General features: G+C 63.7%; 16 protein-coding genes. 5 read left to right on the forward strand and 11 right to left on the reverse strand.

Translation table 11 applies throughout. From position 1 onward, the window contains the following. The 4 genes from M2331_RS10070 (at window position 1) to M2331_RS10085 (ending at window position 4,107) form a co-directional block, all read left to right on the forward strand. Window positions 1-723, forward strand: coding sequence for a DUF2334 domain-containing protein (locus tag M2331_RS10070; RefSeq protein WP_181560158.1), 723 nt, complete (start codon window positions 1-3; stop codon window positions 721-723). After that, window positions 723-1,847 carry a glycosyltransferase gene (locus tag M2331_RS10075; protein ID WP_181560159.1) on the forward strand — a complete coding sequence of 375 codons (1,125 nt, stop codon included), beginning with the start codon at window positions 723-725 and terminating at the stop codon, window positions 1,845-1,847. Before M2331_RS10070 ends, M2331_RS10075 begins: the two co-directional genes overlap by 1 nt. A 73-nt stretch (window positions 1,848-1,920) precedes the next feature. After that, window positions 1,921-2,859, forward strand: a complete 939-nt coding sequence (locus tag M2331_RS10080; RefSeq protein ID WP_181560160.1) for a hypothetical protein — start codon at window positions 1,921-1,923, stop codon at window positions 2,857-2,859. A 54-nt stretch (window positions 2,860-2,913) separates the two neighbouring features. Next, window positions 2,914-4,107 (forward strand): glycosyltransferase, encoded by a 1,194-nt coding sequence (locus tag M2331_RS10085; RefSeq protein WP_181560161.1) that lies wholly within the window; start codon window positions 2,914-2,916, stop codon window positions 4,105-4,107. Window positions 4,108-4,144: 37 nt separating this feature from the next. Here M2331_RS10085 and M2331_RS10090 read toward each other — a convergent pair whose 3' ends face one another. The 11 genes from M2331_RS10090 to M2331_RS10140 all read right to left on the reverse strand — a co-directional run bounded on the left by M2331_RS10090 (window position 4,145) and on the right by M2331_RS10140 (window position 20,842). Then, a complete protein-coding gene (locus tag M2331_RS10090) occupies window positions 4,145-4,669 on the reverse strand; it encodes a DUF2141 domain-containing protein (RefSeq protein WP_181560162.1) in 525 nt (174 codons plus the stop codon). A gap of 299 nt (window positions 4,670-4,968) precedes the next feature. Continuing rightward, window positions 4,969-6,873, reverse strand: coding sequence for a TonB-dependent receptor (locus M2331_RS10095; protein WP_181560163.1), 1,905 nt, complete (start codon window positions 6,871-6,873; stop codon window positions 4,969-4,971). Between the two features lie 335 nt (window positions 6,874-7,208). Beyond that, the gene (locus M2331_RS10100; RefSeq protein ID WP_181560164.1) at window positions 7,209-8,000 is read right to left on the reverse strand and encodes a glutathione S-transferase family protein; all 792 of its coding nucleotides are present in this window, start codon (window positions 7,998-8,000) and stop codon (window positions 7,209-7,211) included. Window positions 8,001-8,042: 42 nt separating this feature from the next. Then, window positions 8,043-8,816 (reverse strand): glutathione S-transferase family protein, encoded by a 774-nt coding sequence (locus tag M2331_RS10105; protein WP_181560165.1) that lies wholly within the window; start codon window positions 8,814-8,816, stop codon window positions 8,043-8,045. Window positions 8,817-8,892: 76 nt separating this feature from the next. Further along, the gene (locus M2331_RS10110; RefSeq protein WP_181560166.1) at window positions 8,893-9,807 is read right to left on the reverse strand and encodes an SDR family NAD(P)-dependent oxidoreductase; all 915 of its coding nucleotides are present in this window, start codon (window positions 9,805-9,807) and stop codon (window positions 8,893-8,895) included. Window positions 9,808-9,945: 138 nt separating this feature from the next. Beyond that, a complete protein-coding gene (glgX, locus tag M2331_RS10115; RefSeq protein WP_181560167.1) occupies window positions 9,946-11,745 on the reverse strand; it encodes a glycogen debranching protein GlgX in 1,800 nt (599 codons plus the stop codon). A gap of 38 nt (window positions 11,746-11,783) precedes the next feature. Then, on the reverse strand, window positions 11,784-13,415 hold the full coding sequence (locus M2331_RS10120; RefSeq protein ID WP_181560168.1) for an alpha-D-glucose phosphate-specific phosphoglucomutase: 1,632 nt from the start codon (window positions 13,413-13,415) through the stop codon (window positions 11,784-11,786). Beyond that, the gene (gene glgA, locus M2331_RS10125) at window positions 13,412-14,866 is read right to left on the reverse strand and encodes a glycogen synthase GlgA (protein ID WP_181560169.1); all 1,455 of its coding nucleotides are present in this window, start codon (window positions 14,864-14,866) and stop codon (window positions 13,412-13,414) included. The genes M2331_RS10120 and glgA overlap by 4 nt, the downstream gene beginning before the upstream one ends. A gap of 93 nt (window positions 14,867-14,959) precedes the next feature. Next, entirely contained in the window at window positions 14,960-16,225 is a 1,266-nt protein-coding gene (gene glgC, locus M2331_RS10130) for a glucose-1-phosphate adenylyltransferase (RefSeq protein WP_264570843.1), read from the reverse strand. A 46-nt stretch (window positions 16,226-16,271) separates the two neighbouring features. Then, window positions 16,272-18,425: a 1,4-alpha-glucan branching protein GlgB gene (gene glgB / locus M2331_RS10135; protein WP_181560171.1), complete on the reverse strand. Its 2,154-nt coding sequence runs from the start codon at window positions 18,423-18,425 to the stop codon at window positions 16,272-16,274. After that, on the reverse strand, window positions 18,422-20,842 hold the full coding sequence (locus M2331_RS10140) for a glycogen/starch/alpha-glucan phosphorylase (RefSeq protein ID WP_181560172.1): 2,421 nt from the start codon (window positions 20,840-20,842) through the stop codon (window positions 18,422-18,424). Before M2331_RS10140 ends, glgB begins: the two co-directional genes overlap by 4 nt. A 367-nt stretch (window positions 20,843-21,209) precedes the next feature. On the opposite strand from M2331_RS10140, the gene M2331_RS10145 reads away from it, so the two are divergent. Then, window positions 21,210-24,431: a TonB-dependent receptor domain-containing protein gene (locus M2331_RS10145; RefSeq protein WP_181560173.1), complete on the forward strand. Its 3,222-nt coding sequence runs from the start codon at window positions 21,210-21,212 to the stop codon at window positions 24,429-24,431. Window positions 24,432-24,462: the final 31 nt, after the last annotated feature.

Genomic DNA, 24,462 nt, shown 5'->3' on the forward strand with positions numbered 1-24,462 from the left:
ATGCCTCGTTTGCTCGCCTCGATCCATGATGTGACGCCGCATTTTGAAAGCGAAGTCGATGCGCTGTTCGACCGCCTGAGCGGCCTGCTCGGTGGTCCGCGCCTCGCCATGCTGGTGGTGCCCGATTTCGAAGACAAGGCGCCGCTCGCCGGCAATGCCGTCTTTGCCGGCAAATTGCGCCGTTGGGCCGATGCCGGGGTGGAAATGTTCCTGCACGGCTGGTGCCACCGCGACGATGCCCGCGAAAAGGGCTTCATGCAGAAGCACATGACGGCCGGCGCCGGTGAGTTCGCGCAGCTCTCGCGGGAGGAAGCGCGTCGCCGGCTGGAGCGTGGTCGCCCGATCGTGGAGGACGCTATCGGCCGGCCCGTGACCGGGTTCATCGCCCCGGCCTGGCTCTACTCGCAGGATAGCCTGCAGGCGCTCGCCGATTGCGGCTTCCCGCTCGCCGAGGATCATCTCAAGGTCTGGCAGCCGGAAACGGGCCTTGTCGTCGCCAAGGGGCCGGTCATCACCTGGGCCAGCCGCACGAAGGGCAGGATCGCCAGTTCGCTGATCGTCGCCGCCGCCGCCCGCGCCGCGCCCTGGGCGCTGCCCAATGCTCGCATCGCGGTGCATCCGCCTGACACCACCGTACCCGCTTTGCTCGACAGCATCGACGCTACCTACAGCAAGTTCATGCGCACTCACACGCCCGCGCGCTACGCGGATCTTGCCGCCTGATGGCTGACGAGGGGCCGTTGTTCGTCCTGAGCGTGCTCCACAGCCTCGAACCGGGCGGGGTCGAGCGCGATCTGCTGCGCTTTACCAAGGCCTGGCGGGAAGCTGGGCTCGATGCCCGCATCGCGCTTGGCCGGTGGGAAGGCCGGCTGCAGGAAGAGGCGCCGGACGTCCCCTATATCATCCCGCCTCCGGGCCGGCTCGCGCGGATCGAGACCGAGAGCCTGTGGATGATGCTCAAGCTGCCGGGCATCGTGAGGCGGTTAAAGCCAGATGTGCTGTTCTTCCCCAGCAACGGGCTGATGGCGGTGGCTGCGGTCACCCGGCTTGTCCTCGGCAAGAGCTGCCCGCCCATTGTGCTGCGCCCGAGCAACAGCCTCGATGAGCGCCACAGCAGCCCGCTGCGACGGCGGCTGAGCCGGTTCATCATGCATGGCCACAGCCATATTTACGCGGCTGTCGTCGCGATGGCGCCGCCGGTCCGTGACGAGATCGAAACCGAGATGGGCGTCCCACTTGAGCGGATCGCCATCATTCACAATGCCTCGATGACGGCGGCGGTGGCGCAGCGTCTGGCCAGTCTGCGCGACGCCACGCCGCGCAATCACCTGGGCCGGCATTTCCTGGGCGTGGGGCGCCTCTTCCCGCAAAAGAACTTCGAGCTGCTGCTGGATGCCTTTGCACGGATCGCGCGGCCGGACGACCGGCTGACGATCGTGGGCGAAGGCCCGCTCCGCACCACACTGGAAGCGAAGGCGCAGGCGCTCGGCGTCGCCGCGCAACTTAGCCTTCCCGGCCATCACAACCCTGTCGACCCCTGGTTTGCGCAGGCCGACGCCTTCATCCTGTCCTCGGACTTCGAAGGCGTGCCGGCGGTCGTCGCGGAGGCGCTCGCAGCCGGCATTCCCATCGTCGCGACCGATTGCACCATCGCCATGCCGATGATGATGGAGGATGTGGGCACGCTGGTTCCAATCAAGGATGTCTCGGCTCTCGCCGCCGCCGTGGATCGCGTGTGCGAACAGAAGCCGCAGATATCCGCCATGCGCGCGCGTGCATCCCTGTTCACGATGGAGGCGACGCTGGAGAAGTGGATCGCCCTCTTCCGCCGTGTCGCAGGGAAATAGACTTTGACCCCGGCCAGATTGTTGCTATCCGCAGCGCGGACGCGATCGGGCCTTATCAAGTAAGCAAACACACATGCAGACACCAGCCCCTGCTCCGTCGAGCGACGATCCTTCCAAAGACCCGATCCCGCTTCCTGTCCGCCAGACCTCGTGGTGGGTGTGGATCACCCCGGCGCTGTCCATTGCCATTCTTGCGGTTGTCATCTGGCAGTTCCGCTCGTTCCGCCTTGACGATCTGTTGCAGACCATCCCGGCCAATCCTTTGTTCTGGGTCGCCTTTTTCGGCTATTATTTCACGGGCCTGGCCTTTGATTTCATCATCTTCCGCTGGCTTTGGCATATTCCGGGCGAAGGCCTCATCGCCCTTGCGCGCAAGAACGTCACCAACGAGCTGATCGTCGATTATCTCGGCGAGGCCTATTTCTACAGTTGGGCACGCAAGAAGATCAAAATGGAGGGCTCGCCCTTCGGCGCCGTCAAGGACGTCGCGATACTCTCCGCCGTGGTGTCCAATATCTTCACGCTCGCGATGATGGCCTTGGTCTATCCTTATGCGAAGAGCCTGAACCTCGGCATCACCAGTTCCGCCCTGGCCGCATCGGTCGGCGTCATCATGGTCGTCTCCCTGCTGGTCTTCGTGTTCAGCAAGCGCATCTTCAGCCTCACGCGCACGCAACTCTGGGCCATTTCTAGCCTGCATTTCGCGCGACTGCTGGTCGGCAACGTCCTGCTGGCCGTGGTGTGGAGCCTGGCCCTGCCGGACGTGGCGCTGGGCTGGTGGCTGGTGCTGGCCACGGTGCGAATGCTGCTCTCGCGCCTGCCGCTCATCAGCAACAAGGACATCATCTTCGCAGCGGTCGCCGTGTTCGCGGTCGGGCAAGACAGCGAGATCCACATTCTCATTGCGCTCATCACCACCCTCATCCTGCTGACCCATCTCGTCATCGGTGCGGTGCTGGCCATCGGCGATCTCGCCACGATCAGGGTTGGCAGAAAAGAAAAGCGGGCCTGATGGCAGGATCGCGCGACAAGGTGGACGCCATGTGCGCCCGCGCCGGGTGACATCATGCGCATTGTGGATGTCGCTGCCTTCTACACGCCCTATGGCGGCGGCGTAAAAACCTACATCGATCGCAAGCTTCTCGCCGGACCTGCGGCGGGGCATGAAGTGGTGGTGATCGCCCCAGGGCCGGGTTTCCGCGTTGAGGATTATGGCCCCAATGCGCGGATCATCTACCTGGAAAACCCTCAATTTCCGCTGGACCGGCGTTACCATTATTTCCGCGACGTCGACACGTTGCACGATACGTTAAGCCAACTCGAGCCCGACGTCGTCGAATGCTCCTCGCCCTGGCGCAGCGCCCGCTTTGTTGGCGAGTGGCCAGGCAAAGCACCGCGGGCGCTGGTGATGCATGCCGATCCCATGTCGGCTTATGCCTATCGCTGGTTCGATCCTTTCCTGCCTCGTCCGGCCATTGACCGCGCTTTCGGCATGTTCTGGCGTCACCTCAAGCGGATGGACCAACTGTTCGACGGCTCGATCACGACTGGCGAAGACCAGACCAATCGCCTGCTGGCGGGTGGGATGAAACGGGTCGTGACCAATCCCATGGGCGTCCAGCCAGGCATTTTCTCTCCGGACTTTCGAGATGAAGAGTTGCGCGCGCGCCTCCTTGCGCGCTGCGACCTGCCGCCCGAAGCAACGCTGCTGCTGGGGGCTGGGCGGCACGGCCCGGAGAAGCGCTGGCCTATGGTGATCCAGGCCGTGACCATGGCGGGAAACAAGGCGCCGGTCGGCCTCGTGATTGCGGGGGATGGGCGGGATCGCGCGCGCGTGGCCCGCGCCGCCGCGCAAATCCCGCACGTCCATCTGCTCTCACCGATCTCGGACAGGCAGGCAGTCGCGCGTCTTTTCGCCAGCTGCGATGCCCTGATTCATGGCTGCGAGGCGGAGGTGTTCTGCACCGTTGGCGGCGAGGCGCGTGCGGCCGGCCTGCCCCTTATCATGCCGGATCGTGGCGGCGCGGCGGATCACGCCCGCTTGTGCGAAGGGTGGCTGTACAAGTCAGCCGATCCAACAGCCGCGGCCAAGGCGATCCTGGACTTCATTGCCACGCCCAAGGAAGAGGTGCGCGCCAAAGCCCTCCATTATGCGCAACATGTGCGCACCATCGACGAGCATTTCGCCGATCTGTTCGCTTATTATCAGCAGCTCGTCGACAACCCCGTGGTGCGACGGACGGGCACGCTGGCCGCCTGACACGCGAGGGCGGCTAGGCCAGCCCTCCCCCTTGCCGCTACTTCTTCAGCGGGCCAAAGCAGACCAGACTGCGACGATACTGCATGGTGACGTTGATCGTGGTCGGGCCGTTGCCCACCGTCGCCCGCGCGTCGCGGCCCTTGGGCTGGCCCCAGCACAGTTTGGGATCACCCGGAAAAGCGACGCCATCCACCGACAGGCCGAGCTTGCGGTTGGAATCGCGATCATGCAGCAGGCTCAGCGTGTAGGTGCCCGCGCTCGGCGCGCGGATGCAGAGCACGACCGGGCCGCTGGCCGGCACCTTCATCTCGGCGCGACGAAAGGGCTTGCCCGCCATGAGCAGGACATTGTCGTCGGCGAGGAAATCCTCGTCGCTATTGGGATAGAGCTCGACGCGAACCAGACCCTGACGGTCCTTCAACCCGTTGATGTTGATCATATAGGCCGGGCCGCTTTCATTCGCGCGGCAGCGCCCTTCGGCCATCCCTAGCGTGGGGCTGGACGGGATATATTGCGGCGATCCTGCGGCCGCCGCCGCGGCAAGCAACACACTCAGTGTCATCAGCACTCATTCTCCTGCACCGGGCAGACCCCGCACCGCATGGCGCGAGATCCGCACTGGTCAAACTACCATAAGCCCGGCTCAAAGCCGGCACCGACACGGGCGCGAAGGCCCGTTGCGACAAGCTGAAAGCCTATCTGCATGACATCATCCGGCTCGGCAATGCTTGACTGGCACGGACAGTTACAGCGTCAGCGCGTCCGTGAACCGTTACAATGCCGCGCCGACCTGAAAGATCCATGGCATGATGCGCCTGAACACAGGATGGATCGGCCCTTGTTCGGCCCCTTGGGGAGCGGCTACCGGATGCTGCGCTTAATCGTCAGATATGCGACCAGGTGACTCTCGCGATGACGCAGTTCGCGCTCATAGGGCATCAGCGAGCGCCGATCCGGATCGTAGAAGTCGCGCACGCGCCGCTTGCCGCTATCCAGCAGGTTTTCGCTGCCGAGGGTCACCGTCCAGCGAGGATTCGGGCGATATTCGACAAAGGCGGCGACATTGGGCGCGATCCCCCGGTTGAAGTCCACCTCGTCGATCCGATAGCTGTCCGACCCGCTATTGCCGGTCATGCTCGTGCCCCAGGCGAAGCGGCCCAGATCCTGCCGGAAGCGCGCCTCGTAGTAGAAGGGCGCATAGCCGGAAAAGGGGCGGTAGCGCAGCGTGTACGGATCCCGCACGGACGTATCGATGTAGGAGCCATAAAGGGTGAGCCGCCCGCCTTTGACGCCCAGCCGGGAGAGCGGCAGATCGATATTGGCCGCCGCGCTGAACTGGGTGCCGTCGCCCAGATTGCCCGGCGCATCGAACCCCTCCGGCGTCGGCACGCGGTCCTGAACCTTTGCGATGAAATCATAGCCCAGATCGAGCGTGATGCGCCCGTCGCCCGGCAAGGCGCGATCAACGCTCAGCTTGAACTCCCAGGCCCGTTGCGGGAGGAGATCGGGATTGCCACCGTTCACCCGGTCCGCCGAAAGCTCCGCGGCGCTGACGAAATCCTCGAAATCGAGCTGCGCCACGGTCCGTTCGGCGCTGATCTGGCTGTGCCAGGCGCCGTCACGCCAATCCAGCGCGACCTTGGGCTTGACGAATTCGAGGGTCCGACGGGCGCTGACATCGCCCCTTACGCTGAGGCGCGAGCGTTCATAGGCAAGGCCCAAATCGATCCGCAGCCGGGATGACAGCGGCCGGCCCCCATTGGCAAAGACCTCGCCGCGATCCTCCGTCACCACCGCGTGGCTGACGGGCAGATCATAAACCGTGACGGCCCCATCGGGATCGACGGAAAACAGATCCACTTGGCCATCCAGCCGGGTGCGGACGCCCTCCACGCCTGCCTCGACAGTCCAGCCCGAGAATGCCGTGCCATTCCAGCTCAGGCGCGCCAGCGTCTCGTCCCGCCAGTCATGCTGGTTCTGAAAGAGGCCGCCCATATCGTCCCCTGCCAGGCTGGCCTCGGTCGCCTGATCGCGCAGGCTGCGATATCGCCGGGAGGCCAGACCGAGCAGCTTGATGCCGCCCGAGCCGAGTGGGCGGGTAATGTCGCCGCTCACTTCCATGGTGCGGGTAAACCAACGCTGCACAAGGGCGTCGTTGCGCTCGGATCCGTCAGCGGATTGCACGAAGCTGCTTTGCGTCAGGTCATCATAATTGAGGTTGAGACTGGCGCTGAGATTGACCGTGCGATGCTCCCCCTCGTTCAGCGTCCACCGCACGGAGCCGGAGGGCTGGGGATTGCGGAAGCGGCTGAACTTCTCGCGATACTCCTGCTCGGTGCCGCCGGGCAGCGCGACCAGCTGGTCGAACCCCTCCTCCGATGTCGCAGCATTTTTAACGGCGAGTGCGACGTTGAAAGTCGAAGCGCCCCGATTCCACAGCGCGGAGATGCTTCCTTCCGGAAGGATCGCGCCGCGATATTCCCGGCGCAAGGTCGTCTCGACAGTCGCCGCAAGCCCGCCCTCCTGCGACAGCACAACATTGGCTACCAGCGCGCGGCCGGCATAGTCCGTCCCGAACCGATCGCCCGAGGCAAGTTCGATGCGGACGACGCGGGCAGCGGGAATGCGCGAGAGCAGCGTGCCGAGCGTCTCGCTCTTGGCATTGGGCCGCCGACCATTGATGACGACATTGCCTGCCGCCTGCCGAAAACCGCGAATCTCGGCATCACCCTCGTCCAGCGTGAAGCCCGGCACCAGGGCGATCATCTCCAGCGCATTGCTGGGTGCGGAGGGGCTAAAAAAAGCGGCCTCGTAAACGGAGCCGCGCGATTGGTCTGCAGGCTGCCCCTGTGCCGGCGCTGGCAAGGCTGCACCGGCCAGACACGCATATCCAAAGATCAGCCACTTGCGGCGTGACAAACCAGATCCCCCAAGGCGATACCCACACCGGCTCTCGGGAAGCCGACCGGCCTGCTCGCTCCCACAGGCCAAGTCCCTCATTATGGTTAACAATTCCTCATGTCATGGCCCGAAGATGCATCTTGCCAAGAAAGCATGAAGGATGTGGCAATCAGATCATAGCATGCTAAGCAATTTGCGGGTTAAGCGGCAAGGCCCAGTTCTTTATCGGTCGCGGGGCGGTCCCATTTGTCTCGGGGAGGCATGGGGCGGTTGCGCCAGTCGAAATCCGGGGAGAAGCTGGAAATGGCGCGCCCTTCGGGTATGCGACCGTTGCCGCCGCCCTGGCTATAATCATAATAGAGCTTGATCAGCTCTTCATGACTGCGGTGCTGGGCGGCCGGATGCGCGACGCAGGCCGCGCGCCAGCGCAACACCCGGTCGAACTGGGCGGGCACCTCATAATCTTCGTAATATTCGAGGAACCACAGCCGTTTGAACATCGGCGTGAAGGCGACCTCCGCCCAGCCGAAGCGATCCTCGAATAGAAAGTCCGCGCCCGTGGCGTAGCGGCGCAAAAAGGCATCCACCTTGCCGAACTCCGCGTCCACAGCCGCGCGCATTTCCTCGCGCTTGTCCGCATCGCGGTTGAGGATCATGCGGTAACCCGCGCCCGAGAAAGGGCCGGACAGCTCCGCAAGCATCCCCTCGACGGCGTGGTGGAACGGGTCGGGATGCGCGACGGCAGGCTGCGGGTATCGCTGCTCAAGATAGCGCAGGATGACCATGCTCTCCTTGAGGCTCTCGCCATTCTCCACGTCGAGCAGCGGCAGCGCCGTGGTGCCGCCGCTCTTGGCCAGCAGCCAGTCCGGGCGCGGCTTGGAGATGTCGATCTCGACATCCTTCAGCGCCACACCCTTGAGCGCCATCATGATCTCGATGCGCTCCGAGAAGGGGCAGCCGGGAATGTGGTAGATGGTGAGATCCTGCGTCATGCCCGGTGCGCCTCGTCGTCTGTGTCTGATTGCCGCCGCGGTTCAGGCGGCGGGCTGCGGCTTGGCCTTGAGCAGATCCTCGCTCTTGGCCTTCTCGAACATTGCCTTGATCGCCGGACGCTCGTTGATGCGCGCCAGCCAGGCGCACAGGCCGGGGGTCTTCTGCTCATTCACATAGTCGCCGAAAAAGCCGCCGGGCCGCTGGAGACCATTGGCGATGGCGAAGTTGCAGATGTCGGCGAGGCTGAAGCCGCTGTCGACCAGATAGTCCTGCTTGGAGAGCGTCTCCTCCAGTCGCTGGACCGACACGCCGACCTTCCGGAACTCCTCGTCCAGCATTTCCTGCGGGAAGCCGTTGCGGGCGCGGCGCCACTTCACCTGCTGCTCGGGGATGGTCACCTTGTTGGTGACATGATCCTCGAACTCCTCGTCGCTCATCTTCTGGGCAATCGCCTTGATGCCGAATGCCCAGCCGATGGTGGAGACGCACCAGCAGAAATACTCGTCCACCCACTTGGTCCACACGCGCATTTCGGCGCGCTTGAACGGATCGGCGGGGCGCAGTGACGTGCCCGCATCCGGAAACACGTCTTCAAGATATTCGCAGATTACGGTGGATTCGGTGACGACCTGACCATCATGCCAGAGCGCCGGCACCTGGCCGCGCGGATTGATCTTCTTGAACCAGTCCGAATGCTGCTCGAACTTGGCCGGGTCGACGAACACCGGCTCGAATTCGAGGCCCTTCTCATAGAGCGTCGCGAGCGGCTTGAGCGAATTGGCGCCGGGGCCAAAGCTGTACAATTTGAGGGTCATGTCTCTCTCCGATAGTCTTTAGTGCAACCATGACCCTGCATGGCGCCCCAGCGCAATCCGATCGCGCAATGCGATATTATTCGCCCTTCTTGCCGTCGGCGAAGACGCGCGTGCGGTCGCGGCCCCAGTTGATCAGCGCCTCGGTGCGCAGACGCGCGCCCTCCGGGTCGCTCTCGATCGGTGCGACGGACTCGATGATGGCCTGGAAATGCTTTTCCAGCCCCTCGCGCACTTCCGGATAGGGAATGATGTAGAGCGCGTTTTCCTGAATGCCCTTCATGATCGCCTCACCCAGCTTCTCGGGATCGAGCCCATGCTGGTGGATCGAGTGCAGGGAGGCGATGGAATCGTCATTCTCGACATAACCGCTCGACCCGAACTTCTCAGGACGCAGGCGGCTCGCCTCGGCGATGTTGGAGCGGATATTGGCCGGCGTGCAGACCGAGACGCCAATATCATATTGCGCCAGACCCTGCCGGTAGCCTTCCATCAGGTTGATGCTGGCCGCCTTTGCCGCCGAATAAGGACCGGCCAGCGCGCTGCCCATGAACCCGCCGAGCGAGGACACTGTCACGATATGCCCCGGCACGCCGGCCGCGATCATGCGCGGGACGAAGGTGACCATGCCATTGATGACGCCCCCGAGGTTGACGCCGACAATCCAGTCAAAGTCATCATAGGTCGTCTTCTCGATCGGCCCGAAGCTGTTGACGCCAGCGGTGTTGGACAGGATCGTGGGTGCGCGCCCGAAAACGGATTCGACCTCGTCCGCAGCCTTCGCATAGGCGTCGCGGTCCATGATATCGAGCTTGATGCCGTGGGCGCGGATGCCCTCTGCGCGCAGCTTCTCAAGGGCGGCGTCGATTGCTTCCGCGCGCACATCGGCAATGACAATCTCAGCGCCGGCCCGTCCGAACACGGTTGCCTGACCGAAGCCGGCACCCGAGGCGCCACCGGTGATGAAAGCCAGCTGGCCCTTTAAATCCTTCATGCAATCCACTCCTCGCTCCGGTCGTCCGACGGGAGACTGACCTGTTATACCCATCGGGGTCTTCCGTGCTGCTGCGCTAGAGCTACCGCCCAATCGCTTCGCGCGGAATGATTCCCCCATTCCCCGCCCGGTTTTCACTCAATACCGGACAATGTCAACAATGAGTCGGCGGTGCGCGCGGTCGACGAGGAGCGTGAAGCGGCGACCATTCGGCAAGTCCGCTTCATAACGGACAAAGCCGGTCTCGGCCGATTCCCAGTCGGAAACGCTCATATCCGCCCCGTCCGCCCCGGACCAGCGGCCGGGCTCAGGAAATGTCGCGAACGCATCGAGATCCGCCGCGCGCGCGGCGGAGAGCGCACAGGCAAAGGCCTCCAGTGCGGTATCGCGATCATGCCAGGCAACCCAGGAGAGCGGATTATCCTGCGCATATGCGTTGTTGTTGCCCTGCTGGGTGCGGCCAAATTCATCGCCGGCCGTCAGCATGATCGTGCCGGACGAGGCAAAGAGCGTCGCAAGCAAGGCCCGCAGATCGTCCCCGCGGGCCGCGATTACGGCGGGATCGTCGCTTGGCCCCTCGACACCGTGGTTCCAGCTGAAATTCTCGCCATGCCCATCGCGATTATGCTCGCCATTGGCGAGATTGTGACGATGGACATAAGCCACGGTATCGGCGAGCGTGAAGCCGTCATGAGACGCCAGAAAATTGATGCTCCGGCTCGGCTTGCCAAAGATGTCAGATGATCCGGCGAGACGCGTGACGAAAGCGCCGATCCCGCCATCGCCGCGCCAGAAGCGGCGCACATCGTCGCGATAGCGGTCGTTCCACTCCAGCCAACTCTCAGGAAAGCGGCCGAGCTGATAACCGTCCGCGCCGATATCCCATGGCTCGGCGATCAGGACCCGATCCGCCAGCCAAGGGTCGCGCGCGATCTCATCGAAGATTGGCGCCTGCGGGTCGAACGCCGGGCCGCGCGCCAGCACCGGCGCGAGATCGAAGCGGAAGCCATCCGCGCCCGCCTCGCGCACGAAGCGTCGGAGCGTGTCCAGCGCGAGCGCCCGCACCGCAGGCTGGGTAAAATCAAGCGTGTTGCCGGTACCGGCAACGTTGACGAGGTCGCCATCGGCCTCCAGCGCATAATAGCTCCGTTCGCCCAGCCCGCGCATCGACAGGGTCGGCCCGATCCGGTCGCTCTCACCGGTGTGGTTGAACACCAGGTCGAGAATGACGCCGACGCCGGCCTGGTGCAGGCACGCCACCGTTTCGCGCAATTCCGCCATCCCACCGGGACAAAGCCGGGGATCAAGGGCCATGGGCGCGATCGGGTTGTAACCCCAGGCATTGGCCAAACCACGCGCGACCAAATGCCGCTCATCGATCCAGGCGATGATCGGCATCAGTTCGACCGCGCCGACATGCAGCTTCTGGAAATGCGCGATGACCGCCGGGTGGGCAAGCGCCGCCACCGTGCCACGCAGTCTCGGCGGCACGTCCGGGTGCAGCATGGTGAAACCGCGCACGTTCAGTTCGTAGATCAGGGCGCCCCGGCGGAAGTGCGGCGGCGTCGGCGAGAGATCGGCCAGCGGTGCGGTGACGACACTGCGCGGCACCAAGGGCGCCGTCTCTACGCCGCGCTCGACAAGCTGGGGATCGTAGACAAAAGGCCGATCAATCGCGCTCGCCCAGGGATCGACCAGCAGCTTGGCGGGATCGAAGCACAGCCCCTGCTCCGGCGCCCATGGGCCGTCAGCGCGAAAGCCATAACGCTGGCCGGCCGCGACCCCGGCAATCTGCGCCTGCCAGACATCGGCTTGTTGGACCATGGCATGGCAATGCTCGTGCCCATCCTCGTCGAACAGGCACAGGGTGACGGCAGTCGCGTCGGGCGCCCAGACGGAGAATGTCGCCCCCTCGCGGGTAAGATGAACGCCGTACATTCAGGCCCTGAACGCCTGCGAAGCAAAGGCGCGCCGCCTCATGTCACGACATCCGGGGCAGCGCGGCCCGTGTGGCGCGCGATTCCGGCAATCGCTTCCGCCGCTGCGATCAGCTCCGCCAGCATCGCAGGCGTCTCTTCATCCAGCGCGCCGCCCACGGGTTCGTAACGCTCCAGGTAGACGCGCAGCGTCGCGCCTTCCGTGCCCGTGCCGGAGAGACGAAACACCACGCGCGAACCGCCCTCGAACAGCACGCGCAGGCCCTGATTGGCACTGACCGAGCCATCGACCGGATCGGCGTAAGAGAAGCTGTCCGCCGCTGCGACGGTGAGCGCGCCAAAGCGCGCACCGGGCAGCGTAGGGAGCGCCGCCGTCAGCGCGTCGATCAGCGCATTGGCCTTCTGCGTCTCGATACCTTCATAATCGTGCCGCACATAATAATTGCGGCCGAAGCGCGCCCAGTGATCGCGGGCCAGAGCATCGACGCTGATCTTCCGCTCAGCAAGGATGTTGAGCCAGAGCAGGACGGCCCACACGCCGTCCTTCTCGCGGACATGGTCGCTGCCCGTGCCGGCGCTTTCCTCGCCGCAGATGGTCGCCATGCCGGCATCCAGCAGATTGCCGAAGAATTTCCAGCCGGTCGGCGTCTCGAAGCTCGGGATGCCGAGCGCTTCCGCCACGCGGTCCGCTGCCGCGCTGGTTGGCATGGAGCGGGCAATGCCCTTGAGGCCGCCGCGATAGCCCTTGGCGAGGTGGGCGTTAGCCGCCAGCATCGCCAGCGAATCCGACGGCGTGACGAAGCGCCCCTTGCCGATGATCAGGTTGCGGTCGCCATCGCCGTCAGACGCCGCGCCGAAATCGGGGGCGTGCGCGCTCATCATCAGATCGTACAGCACCTTGGCGTGGACGAGATTGGGGTCCGGGTGATGATGGCCAAAGTCCTCCAACGGCGTGCCATTGCGGACGGTGCCGGGCGCAAAGCCCAGGCGTCGCTCGAAAATCTCGGTCGCATATGGGCCGGTGACCGCGCTCATCGCGTCGAAGGCGAGCCTAAAACCGCCCGCCGCCATGGCGCGGATGGCGGCAAAGTCGAACAGCTCCTCCATCAGATCGGCATAATCGGCGACGGGATCGACCACCTCGACTGTCATGCCGCCCACAGTAACGGTGCCCAGCGCATCGAGATCGATGTCCGCCGCCTCCACCATCTGCCACTGGGTGATGGTCTGTGTGCGCGCGTAGATTGCCTCGGTCACTTTCTCCGGCGCCGGCCCGCCATTGGAGACGTTATACTTGATCCCGAAATCCTCGTCCGGCCCGCCGGGATTGTGGCTGGCGGAGAGGATGAGCCCGCCCAGCGCGCCATATTTGCGGATGAGGTGGCTGGCGGCTGGCGTCGAGAGGATGCCACCCTGCCCCACCATCACCTTCGCAAAGCCATTGGCGGCGGCCATGCGGATCGTCTGCTGGATGACCGTTCGGTTATGATAGCGCCCGTCGCCGCCAATCACGAGCAGGGCACCATCCTTGCCATCAATCGCATCGAAGACCGACTGGACGAAATTCTCGGCATAATTGGCCTGCTGGAACACCCGCACCTTCTTGCGCAGGCCGGATGTGCCGGGCTTCTGGCCTTCGAACGGCGTAGTGGGGACGCGCATGATCGTCATCTCTGCTCCTTGAGTTGCCGGTAGAGCGCAGCATAAGCAGCGCCGCTCCGTCCCCAGCTATTGTCCGTCTTCATGCCCGCCTGCTGGATCGGCCGCCAGCGCGCTCCCGCCCCATAAACGCGGATCGTGCGGCTGATCGCCGCTGCAAGGCCCTGATAATCGACCGGCGAGAACAGCACGCCGGTGGCCGCCCCCGCGTTCATGGCAGCCTCATTGGCGTCGATCACCGTATCGCCCAGCCCTCCAGTGCGCGCGACGACCGGCACGCAGCCATAAGCCAGACCGTAAAGCTGCGTGAGACCGCAGGGCTCGAACCGGGAGGGAATGAGAATGGCATCGCCCCCACCCTGCATCAGATGAGCGAGCGGCTCGTCATAGCCGATGCGAATGCCAACGCGACCGGGATGCCGCCCGGCTGCGGCATGAAGCCCTGCCTCGATCGCCGCATCGCCGCTGCCCAGCACCGCGAGCCTGCCGCCCAGGCCGACGAGGTGATCGATCACCTCCAACAGCACGTCCATGCCCTTCTGCCAGGTGAGCCGTGTGATGACGACGAACAGCGGCCCATCGCCGCTCTCCAGCCCGAAGGCGGCCTCGATCGCCCGCTTGTTGGCCACGCGACCGGAGAGGTCGTCCGCCGTGAATGGCGCGGCCAGCGCTGCATCCTTGGCCGGATTCCACTCGGCGGCATCGATGCCGTTGACGATGCCATGCATGCGGTCCTGCCGGCCGACGACCAGCCCCTCCAACCCCATGCCGAATTCGGGCCGCCGGATTTCCTCGGCATAGCCGGGGCTGACGGTGGTGATCGCATCGGCGAGGACCAGCCCCGCCTTCAGCATCCCCACGCCTCCATGATATTCCACGCCCTCGATCGACCATGCGACCGGCGGCAGGTCCAGCCGGGCAAAGAAAGCCGCGTCGAACCAGCCTTGGAATGCCATGTTGTGGATGGTCATCACGCTGGCGGGCCTTGTCGTCTGATCCCCGGAATAGACCAGATAGGCCGGCGCCAGCCCGGCCTGCCAATCATGCGCGTGGAGCACATCGAACGGCTTGAGCCCCGCGCGCCCGGCGGCGAGGTCGGCTGCGGCCTTGGCGAAGGCGGCAAAGCGCAGGCCATTGTCCAGCCAGTCCCGCCCCATGGCATCGGCATAAGGTCCGCCATCGCGCTCGAAAAAGCCGGGCGCATCGAGCACCAGCAGCGGGCGCCCCTCATGCTTGGCAGCGAGAATGCGCGCCGGCGTGCCGAGCAGCGCGTCATAGCGGAAGACGGTGCGCTTGCGCGGCAGGGCCTTCAGGACCGAGGGGTAGCCGGGCAGAAAGCGCGTCATCGCCACGCCATGGGGCGCCACCGCCGCCGGCAGGGCCCCGGCCACATCGGCAAGGCCGCCGGTCTTGATGAGCGGCCAGCATTCGGACGCGGCGGAGAGGACGGAAAGCTCTGTCATGTTCGTAACAACCCGATGGACGGCGACGTGCCTTAAGGCAAAGGATGAAAAATCCGGTTCGACACGCGCAAGTGCTGCGCGCGGCCCTAGACGCTAGTCCAGCCGGTCGATCATCGCCTTGGTGATCAGACAGATGCCGCTTTCCGTGCGGCGAAACCGCTGCCCGTCCAGGCCCGGATCTTCGCCGACGACCAGACCTTCCGGAATGCGGACGCCGCTATCGATGATGCACCGCTTGAGCCGCGCACCGCGACCGATGTTGCAATAAGGCAGGATCACCGCCTCCTTGACGCTGGCGAAGCTGCCCATCTTCACGCCGGTGAACAGCAGACTGCGATGGGCCTCGGCGCCCGAGACGATACAATCCTGCGAGATGAGCGAACTCACCGCCATGCCCCGGCGGCCTTCCTCATCATGCACGAACTTGGCGGGCGCGGCGATGATCTGGTCGGTCCAGATCGGCCAGTCGCGATCGTACATGTTGAGCTTGGGCACCACGTCGGTCAGGTCGATATTGGCTTCCCAATACGCATCGAGCGTACCGACATCCCGCCAATATTCCTCGATCTGCTCGGCAGCGCGGATCGCGCTGGATGAAAACAGATGGGCGACGGCTTTGCCGTGCTTGACGATATAGGGGATGATGTCTCCGCCGAAATCGCGCTTGCTCTCCGGATCGTCGGCATCGCGGCGCAGTTGCTCGAAGAGAAATTCGGTCGTGAAGACATAGATGCCCATCGAGGCGAGCGCGACATCCGGCTTGCCGGGCATGGCTGGCGGGTCGGCGGGCTTCTCGAGGAAGCTGGTGATCTGGCCCTTATCATCGACATGCATGACGCCAAAGGCCGTCGCCTGCATGCGCGGGACTTCCAGGCAGCCCACGGTCACATCGGCATTTTCCTGCACATGCTGCTGGAGCATGAGCTCATAATCCATCTTGTAGATGTGATCGCCCGCCAGGATGACGATATATTTGGGCGCGTGGCTGGCGATGATGTCGATGTTCTGGAACACCGCGTCCGCTGTACCCTCATACCAGTGAAACTCGTCGATGCGCTGCGAGGCGGGCAGAATGTCGAAGCTCTCGTTGCGCTCGGGGCGCAGGAAGTTCCAGGCGCGTTGCATGTGGCGGATGAGGGAGTGGGCCTTGTACTGCGTCGCCACCCCAATGCGCCGGATGCCGCTGTTGATCGCGTTGGAGAGCGCGAAATCAATGATGCGGGACATGCCGCCGAAATAGACCGCAGGCTTCGCGCGATTGTCGGTCAGTTCCATCAGGCGGCTGCCGCGCCCGCCGGCCAAGACATAAGCCATCGCATCGCGTGCCAGAGGTTGTTTGCGGCCTTCTCTTTGTGTCACCTGTTCCCACTCCTTCCTCTGGCGCGCCATTATGACGGCAGACGCCTCAATCCTCTCCGTGCAGCATGATCGTGGCGAGGGGCGGCAAGGTCATCCTCGCCACGCCTTTCTCGGCCTGCACCGCACCCAAATTACCGACACCGCTGCCCCCATAGATCGCGGCATCGGTGTTCATCACCTCCTGCCAGACGCCATCATGCGGCAGCGGCACGCGATAATCATAATGCACCACCGGCGTCATGTTCGCGATCACCGCGACAGGCGCCGCGCCGGGTGCCTTGCGGACCCAGGCGAACACCGAATTCTCGCGATCGTCCACGATCAGCCATTCAAAGCCCTCGCCTTCGCAATCGCGCTGATACAGGGCGGGAAGAGAGCGGTACAAACCGTTGAGATCACGAATGAGTGTCCGGATGCCGGCATGGGCGGGCGCGTCCAGCAGATCCCAGTCGAGCGCGCGCGCTTCGCTCCACTCGCGACGCTGGGCAAACTCCTGCCCCATGAACAGCAGCTTCTTGCCGGGATAGCCCCACATGAAGGCATAATAAGCCCGCAGATTGGCGAATTTCTGCCAATCATCGCCGGCCATCTTGTTGAGCAGCGATCCCTTGCCGTGGACCACCTCGTCGTGGCTGAGCGGCAGCACGAAATTCTCGGTATAGGCGTAGGTCAGCCCGAAGGTGATTTCTTCATGATGATAGCGCCGGTGGATCGGATCGCGCGCCATGTAACTGAGCGTATCGTTCATGAAGCCCATGTTCCACTTGAACCCGAAACCCAGGCCATTGTCATGCACGGGATGCGTGACGCCCGGCCATGTGGTGGATTCCTCGGCAATCGTCATGATGCCGGGATGGGCGCCGTAGATCGCCTTGTTCATGGTCTGGAGGAAGGCTGCGGCCTCCCAGTTCTCGCGCCCGCCCTCAGCGTTGGGCACCCATGCGCCCGGCTCGCGGCTATAGTCGCGGTGGAGCATCGAGGCGACGGCGTCGACTCTTAATCCGTCGACATGATAGCGCTCGGCCCAGAACAGCGCGTTGTTGACGAGGAAGCTCGCCACCTCGCGCCGCCCGAAATTGTAGATCGCCGTATTCCAGTCCGGGTGGAAACCCTGCCGCGGGTCTTCATGCTCATAGAGCGCCGTGCCATCGAAGCGCGCCAGCCCGTGCGCATCGGTCGGGAAGTGCGCGGGCACCCAGTCGAGCAGCACGCCAAGGCCGGCGCGGTGGGCGCCATCGACAAAGCGGGCAAAGCCGGCCGGATCACCAAAGCGGGCCGACGGCGCATAAAGGCCGGTGGTCTGGTAGCCCCAGCTAGGGTCATAGGGATGCTCGGAGACCGGCAGGAACTCGATATGCGTGAAGCCCATGTCCGCGACGTAGGGGATCAGCTCCTCGGCCATCCGGTCCCATGACAGGAACCAGCCGTCCTCATCCCGTCGCCAAGATCCGGGGTGAACCTCGTAGATGCTCACCGGCACACGGCGCGGATCGACCGAGGCCCAATGCGCGCGGTGGGCGGCATCTCCCCAGTCCGGCTTGGCAGGAGAGAAGGTCATCGACGCGGTTTTCGGCCGAAGTTCGGAGGCGAAGGCAAACGGATCGGCCTTGAGCGGCTGGACCGTGCCGTCCGGTCCGACGATCAGATATTTGTACGCCTCCCACGCCCCGAGGCCGGGCATGAAGATTTCCCACACGCCATTGTCGCTGCGGCGGCGCATCACATGGCGTTGGCCGTTCCAATCATTAAAGTCGCCGACCAGCGCCACGCGCTGTGCATTGGGCGCCCAGACGGCAAAGTGGACGCCACTTGCGCCTTCATGTTCAATGAGATGCGCGCCGAGCTTGTCGAACAATCGGAAGTGGGTGCCTTCCCCAATCAGCAGATCGTCGAGCGGCCCCAGGACCGGTCCGAAGCTATACGGGTCCGTGATTGTCCACTCGGCCTCCTGCCCCTTCGCACGATAGCGCAAGGGCTGACGCGGTCCCGACACGGCGCCTTCGAACAGACCGCGCGCATCAACGCGCTCCAGCCTGCCCAGCCGCGTGCCCGCCAGATCATAGGCGTCCACCTGCTCGGCACCCGGAATGACCGCGCGCACGAACATGCCAGTCGGCCCTTCGTGCGGCCCGAGCAACGAAAAGGGGTCGGCATGGGTGCCAGCCAGCAAGGCTTCAAGGGCCGCTTTGGGCGGCTTCACATAACTCCCCAGATGTCTTTGGCATATTCCGCGATGGTGCGGTCTGAGGAGAACCAACCAACGTTCGCAATGTTCCGCAGCGCTGCGCTTTGCCAACCGGCGGGGTTCGACCAGCGGGCATCGACGGCGCGCTGGGCCTGGCTGTAGCTTTCGAAATCGGCGGCGACCATGAACCAGTCATGGTCATACAGGCCGCCGATCAGTTCGACATAACGGTTGGGGTCGTCCGGCGAGAAGACGCCCGAGGCAATCGCTGACACCGCCTGCTGCAACTCGCGCGACTCCTCGATGATCTGGCGCGGGTTATAGCCATTGGCCCGTTGGTGCGCGACTTCATCCGCCGTCAGACCGAAAATGACGATATTGTCATCGCCCACCCGGTCCTTGATCTCGATATTGGCGCCATCGAGCGTGCCGATGGTCAGCGCCCCGTTGAGCGCGAACTTCATGTTGCCGGTGCCGGATGCCTCCATGCCGGCGGTGGAAATCTGCTCGGAGAGGTCGGCGGCGGGGATGATCTTCTCGGCCAGGCTCACATTGTAATTCGGCACGAAAACGACCTTGAGCAACCCGCCCACCGAGGGGTCGCTGTTGATCCGCCGGGCGATGTCATTGGCCAGTTTGATGATGAGCTTGGCATTATGATAGCTCGGCGCTGCCTTGCCGCCGAAAATCTTGACGCGCGGCACCCAGTCGATCTCCGGATGGCTGCGAATCTGGTCGTAGAGCGCCACCGTCTCGATGAGATTGAGGAGCTGGCGCTTATATTCGTGGATGCGCTTGATCTGCACGTCGAACAGCGCGGAGGGATCGAGGCGGATACCCATATGCTCGCGCAGATGCTGCGTCAGCGCCTCCTTGTTGGCGCGCTTGATGGCGCCCAGCCGCTCGCCGAGCGCCGCGTCATCAGCGAACCGGTTCAGCTCGTGGAGCTTCTCGGCGTCGTCCATGAACCCGTCGCCGATCGTCTCGCGAATGAGCGCGGTGAGGCCCGGATTGCACTCCAGCAGCCAGCGCCGCGGCGTCACGCCATTGGTCTTGTTATTGATCCGGTCCGGGTAGAGCCGGTGCAGATCGGCAAAGACGGTCTGCTTCATCAGCTCGGTATGCAGTGCCGCGACGCCATTGACGCTGTGCGCGCCAGCAAAGGCGAGATTGGCCATGCGCACGCGGCGTTCGCCATTTTCGTCGATCACGGAAATGGCGGAGATGGCTGCATTGTCGAGCTGCTTGCTGGCCCGCGCCTCACGCAGCACCAGCGCATTAATGGCATAGACGATCTGCATATGCCGGGGCAGCATCCGCTCGAACAGCGGCAGCGGCCAGCTCTCCAGCGCCTCGGGCAGCAGAGTGTGGTTGGTATAGCCGAATGTGGCGCGCGTGATGGTCCACGCATCCGCCAGTTCCAGCCCGTGATCGTCCATCAACAGGCGCATCAGTTCCGCGACGGACACCGCCGGATGCGTATCGTTGAGCTGGATGGCGACCTTGTCCGGCAATGTGCGGATGTTGCCATGATATTGCATGTGCCGCCGCACGATGTCCTGAATGGAGGCCGACGAGAAGAAATACTCCTGGCGCAGGCGCAGTTCCTGCCCGGCCTGCGTCGAATCGGCGGGATACAGCACGCGCACCAGGCTTTCGGCGCGCACCTGTTCGGCCAGCGCGCCGGCATGGTCTCCGGCATTGAAGGCATCGAGCCGCAGCGGATCGACCGGGAAAGCGTTCCACAGCCGCAGCGTGTTCACGCGACGTCCGCGCCAGCCGACCACCGGGGTATCGACCGCCATGGCGATGACCTTCTCGGCCGGATGCCATTCGACGCGCCCATCGACATCGCCGACGACTTCGCCGCCAAAGCCGACGCGATAGGCGCTCTCCCGCCGCTCGAATTCCCACGGATTGCCGTGGGCCAGCCAGTTTTCGGGCAGTTCGACCTGCCAGCCATCATCGATGCGCTGGCGGAACATGCCGTTCACATAGCGGATGCCATAGCCATAAGCGGGGATGTCGAGCGTCGCGAGGCTCTCCATGAAGCAAGCGGCGAGACGCCCGAGGCCGCCATTGCCCAGTGCAGCATCCGGTTCGATCTCCACGATCTCGTCCAGATCCACGCCATGTTCGGCCAGCGCGGCGCGCACCTCCTCAACCACGCCGAGATTGCTCAGCGCGTCGCGCAGCAGTCGCCCGATCAGGAACTCGAGGCTGAGATAATAGACTCTCTTCGCACCTGCAGCATGAGCCGCCTTGGACGATTCCATCCACCGCTCGATGATCTCGTCACGGAGGGTATAGATCGTCGCGGCAAGCCAGTCGTGTGGCAGCGCAGCTTGGCTATCCTTGCCAATCCGGTGGACCAGCGCGTCAACAATCCGCATCTGAAGCGCCTTGTCCGACCTGCTGTCTCTACTCGCCATTACCCCTGCCCCTTTTCGATTCATGCCGCGTCGCGGAATCACCCATCGATAACACAGACGCACGCATGCGCCAGCCTTGCTTTCAATGCTTTTCCTTGAACCCCCGGATCAATGAAGAGCCCAATTTCGATTGAATCTTAGTAGTTGCCGTCTGCATTTATTTGAATAGCATTCATTTGAAGCTGACCTTTCGAGTCGGCGACGCAGACGGGGAGGATATGGCTGCGCGACACAGGTCCGCGCAGGCAGATGGCGTTCGCTCATTCGATGTTCCTGCGCACGATGACGCGTATCCACGCCGCTCACTCTTCCTCGAGAGACGACCACGCTGCGCGAATGGCTCGCGCGACGCAGGGGAGGAAGACTGATGAACCCACGAACTGACAGATGGACGGCGCGTGCCCTGGTGAGTTGTACGGCGCTCGCCTTTGCCTTCAACGCGCCAAGCCCGGCAAAGGCCCAGTCCACCGAGGCGGACGCGCAGGAAACGCAGGCGATCGTCATAACCGGATCGCGGATCGTGCGCCGCGATTATACCTCAGCGACGCCGCTGACCACCGTGACAAGCGACACCTTGCAGTCTTCCTCGGATCTCAGCATCGATCAGGGGCTGAAGGAAATGCCGCAGTTCACAGGCGGCGTCGGCGCGACCGGTCGCGGCGGCGCCGGCCTGACCGGCTTGGCCGGATCTGACGTGCAGGCCACACCGACCAACAGCCCCGGTATCGCGACGCTCGACCTGCGCGGCATCGGCGCCAATCGAACGCTGGTCCTCCTGGATGGACGGCGCACTCAGCCGGCCAATGCGACACTGGTGGTCGATATCAACACCATTCCCAAGGCAGCGCTCGACAGCGTCGAGGTCATCACCGGCGGCGCGGGCGCAACCTATGGCGCGGATGCCGTTGCCGGCGTCGTCAATTTCAAGCTCAAGCGCGACTATTCCGGCGTCACGATCGATACCAGCATGGGAATCAGCGAACGTGGCGATGGACGGCAGTTCGAGATATCCGCCCTTGTTGGTGGCAATTTCGCCGATGGACGCGGCAACGCCATGCTGGGCGTGACCTATCAGGACCGCGACATCATCTATCAGGCGGATCGCCCCTTCTATCAGGCCGGTTATACCGATCCCGCCAGCAGCGGCGGCGCGGTCTTCTTCGGCAGTAGCTTCGGCGTTACGCCGCGCACGAATACGACCGGCGTACCGGGCGTGGTGGCCGGCTTCGACTTCGCTGCACCAGCCGGCAACCCCTCCCAGGCGGCCGTTAATCAGGTGTTCGCGCGCTACGGCTTCGCGCCGGGCGAAGTCGCGATTGCCGGGCCGGGCCTGTCGACCAGCTTCTTCTTCAACAAGGCCGCTAATCCGCTCGATGCCACGATCTTCTCGGGCGTCGTCGGCCGCGTGACAGGTGCGCCCGCACCCAATTACAACGGCACCGACCCCAATGTGAAAATTCTGGAGAACGGCAATGCCTCCTTCGTCAGCAAGGAAGGCTATCTCCAGTTGCCGCTGCGGCGAATATCATTCTTTGGCAGCGCGCATTACGACATCACGGATGGCATTACGGCCTATGTTCAGGCCAAGTTCGACCAGAACAATGTCCAGACCCAATCCACTTATGCCACGGCGTTCAGTCAACTCAATGCCGGTATCACTTTCGACGCCGGGACATGTGGCGCGGCGGTGGGGCATCCTGTGCCGCAGGACCTCTGCGACATCCTGCGCAGCCGCGCTCGCCCGAATGCGCCATGGTCGCTCAATCAATCGATGACGTTCATGGGCCCCTCGCGCACCGAAACGAACACCTATAATTATGAGGTGATTGGCGGCTTCCGCGGCAATGTGGGCATTCGCGACTGGACGTTCGATGTCTTCGGCGGTCACGGCAGGAGTTCGCAAGTTACGCGCTATGAGAATTTCATCGATCTGGATGCCTACCAGACGCTCATCGGCCTTCCTAATTACGGCGCTGGAACAACCTTCCTGCACCCCAGTCTCGGCATGTCCGCAAGCTGCACGAGCGGTCTCAACCCGTTCACCACCGCCCCGGTCTCGCAGGACTGCCAGGACCTGATCCAAGCGAACATCAAGGCTGAGACGGTCGTCGGGCAGACGCAGGCGGAAGTGAACTTCCAGGGTGGACTGTTCGACCTGCCAGCCGGTGAAGTGCGCTTTGCGGCCGGCGCGTCCTATCGCGAGAACAACTTCTTCTATGAGCCCAGCGGCCCGCTCAACGCACAGACGATCAACAGCGGTGTCATCAGCCTGCCCGGCGTCTCGCGAACGGAAGGCAAGATCTTCGTCAAGGATTTCTCCGGCGAGGTCCTCATTCCGCTTCTGTCCGATCTGCCCTTCGTTCAGGCACTGAACCTCAATGCGGGCTATCGTCACTCGAGCTACAACACGGCAGGCTCGGTCGGCACATGGAAAGTCATTGGCGACTGGGACGTGAATGACTGGCTGAAGTTCCGCGGCGGCTACCAGGTCGCCAACCGCGCGCCGAACATCGCGGAAATCTTCCAGCCCGGCATCTACACCGTGGTCAATTGGCCCGGCGGCGATCCGTGCGCGACCCATGCCAACAATTCCGCCTATCCCGGCTATGGCAATCGCGCCGATAATCCGGATCGCGCGCAGGTTCTGGCACTCTGCTCCGCGATCTCAGGCGGCTTTCCGATCGGTCCGGATTTCGTGGGCAATCAGCCGCAGCTGTTCCCTCTGGGGCGGGATGTCACATTGGGCAACCCAGATCTCAAGTCCGAGGAAGCCCGCACCTTCACGGCCGGCATGGTCATCCGCTCGCCATGGCGGGATTCCCCGTGGCTCAGCCGCCTGACCCTCTCGGTCGACTATTATAATATCAAGATCGCAGGTGCCGTCTCGACCCTGTCGACCGATTATGTCTACCGCCAGTGCTTCAACTTCGATGGCACAAGCAATCCCACTTACGATCCCGACAACGAGTTCTGCACCCGGATCATCCGTGAGCCGCAAAGTGGCTTCTGGTCGGCGACACGCGCCTTCTTCGAGAATCTGGGTAAAATCCACACCGCAGGCATCGACGCCAATCTTAACTGGACCGTCCCGGCGCCCGGGCTGTTCGGGGATGAGGGATCGTTCACCACCAATATCGCGTTCAACTATCTCGACAAGTTCGACGTCCAGAGCTTGCCGGGCGGGCCGACGGCCGACTATCGCGATACCATCGGCAGCAACCAGTATAGTGCGCAGTTCAAATGGAAGCTGTCGACCAATGTCGCCTATAATTTCGGCTCGGGTGCCATCAGCCTGACATGGCGTCATCTGCCCAAGGTTCGCTACTTCACCTACGCGACCAGCACGACGGCGACTGAGCTCCCAATCCCCGCCTATGACATCTTCGACCTCTCCGGGCGGGTCGCGGCGACATCCACCGTCGAGTTGCGGTTCGGCGTGGACAATCTGTTCGACAAGCAGCCCCCGCGCCTCGGCGTGCGGGCAGGCACGCTCGCGCAGGGAGGCTCTTCGCAATCCGGTGTCACGGACCCGAGTACCTACGATGTGCTTGGCCGGCGCTTCTTCCTCGGCGCCCGGTTGCGCTTTTGACGAGGGCGTGGCGGGCGCACTGGGCGTCCGC

The organism is Sphingobium sp. B10D7B (genome assembly GCF_025961955.1).
Taxonomy (GTDB): domain Bacteria; phylum Pseudomonadota; class Alphaproteobacteria; order Sphingomonadales; family Sphingomonadaceae; genus Sphingobium.